Source organism: Syntrophaceticus schinkii, assembly GCF_000946815.1.
Taxonomy (GTDB): Bacteria; Bacillota; DSM-12270; order Thermacetogeniales; family Thermacetogeniaceae; genus Syntrophaceticus; species Syntrophaceticus schinkii.
Genome location: NZ_CDRZ01000161.1, coordinates 1 through 1535 on the forward strand (window position 1 = coordinate 1; position 1535 = coordinate 1535).

At 37.3% G+C, this 1535-nt stretch carries 1 protein-coding gene and 1 pseudogene; both read right to left on the bottom strand.

The window, feature by feature from the left end; genetic code table 11:
• Nucleotides 1-318: 318 nt before the first annotated feature.
• Nucleotides 319-735 (bottom strand): hypothetical protein, encoded by a 417-nt coding sequence (locus SSCH_RS06800; RefSeq protein ID WP_052835412.1) that lies wholly within the window; start codon nucleotides 733-735, stop codon nucleotides 319-321.
• A 4-nt stretch (nucleotides 736-739) separates the two neighbouring features.
• Nucleotides 740-1535 (bottom strand): annotated as a pseudogene (locus SSCH_RS19045) (HD domain-containing protein); the annotation flags it as partial.

Below are 1535 nucleotides of genomic sequence, written 5' to 3' on the forward strand. Positions count from 1 at the left end.
GCTAGCCTCGCAATGGTACCGGTTACGACCCGACTTTTGTCGAATGCCAGCGTGCGAACGGGACAACAGTGGTGTTTAGTATGAAATGACAAGGGGAGCAATATAATATGCTGGAGTTACTGGCTATAAAGTTAAAGGCGGGAATAATTAACAACAGACCAGATTGACAAAGCATTTATCAGTTATTAAATTACCTGTATAGCCACTAATTCATCATAGGCGCTTCCTATTTCTTGAATAGAAAATTGTGGCTTAATTTCGCCTACCTTTTCGATTATTGCTTGACTATTGCTGTTATTACTCGATGAAGACATTTGTTTAGATACAAAAATGATTGTGGAACGTAATTCTAAATCTTTGGCATACATATTCCCAAAATGCTGTATTGTTTGGTCTATATGTTTGCTGTTTCCAGATAAAAAAATCTTTGGCTTTATTAATATAATGCTCGGTTTTTTCCGAGGGGGAAATTTTATAACCGATCCCGCTCCAATCAATGTTAACTCCATCGAGTAGTGCAGCGTAGCTTAAATCATCATTAAGTTCACTACAATACGGGCCATAATTATACAGAATATAATCATAGTCGGTGGGTAACTCATAAACTTCTTGCATTATATATACTAATTTTTGCAAAACGGTTTTACCGAATTGCGGGGAAACACCTTTTAACTTTTCAGTTAAATATGCTATTAAGCCGTATTGATCCCAACGTTCTTTAAAACCAATAAGCATAATACTACGCCTCTCTTCTATATTTTTCTATGGCTTGTTTAGCCTCATGCTTATTACTCAGCGATACATATATTCTTCGCTGTCTCACAGGACTTAAGCATTTAACTACGCTTGACAAAGTTGATAATGGCACACCTTTATGGGGCTTATTATCTCTTGCAATCATTATATCTTCACCGTCAAAACTATACCATGACCTTTTAGCATCATCTACAAATTCGGCAAGATTTCCAAGTTTCTCTAATATTTTCTTAGATTCCTCTATTTCACTCTCTAGTGGCACTTCTCGGGTATGATAAACACTACGGTGATGACAACGTGTTCTCAATGCTTCACCGTGTTCGCCTCCTTTCCCTTGACTAAGTAAACCTAGGACACGCCAATCATCCCATTTAAGATATTGCTCAATGTTTTCTTTTGAGGTTGGTTCGGGAAAACATTCTCTCCCTGTTTCTTCAGATAGTATTTGCTTCATGGCTTCAGTAATGTGATAATCGTATGATCTACGCGTGTGATGATAATATACTTGTGTAAACATCATATATCGGGCAATAATTAAGGACTCAGCAGCGTGAAGGCCACCTTCCTCTACGGCAATAACTGATGTTCCTGTCTCAGGGAACTCGGTGACAGTTAACGAAATGATTAATCTTTTGAGATCGTAATTCCCATAACTTACACCAATATGGTAAGAATCCCGAAGAAGGTAATCGGACCTATCTGCATCTATTTGACCATTTATAATATTATGCCATAAAAGCCTTCTACCTAGTTGAGGGTTGCCTTTTAATAAATCAATT

Excerpts from the sequence above, each read along its gene's own strand:
- SSCH_RS06800 (WP_052835412.1), bottom strand. The coding sequence starts at position 735 with ATGCTTATTGGTTTTAAAGAACGTTGGGATCAATACGGCTTAATAGCA.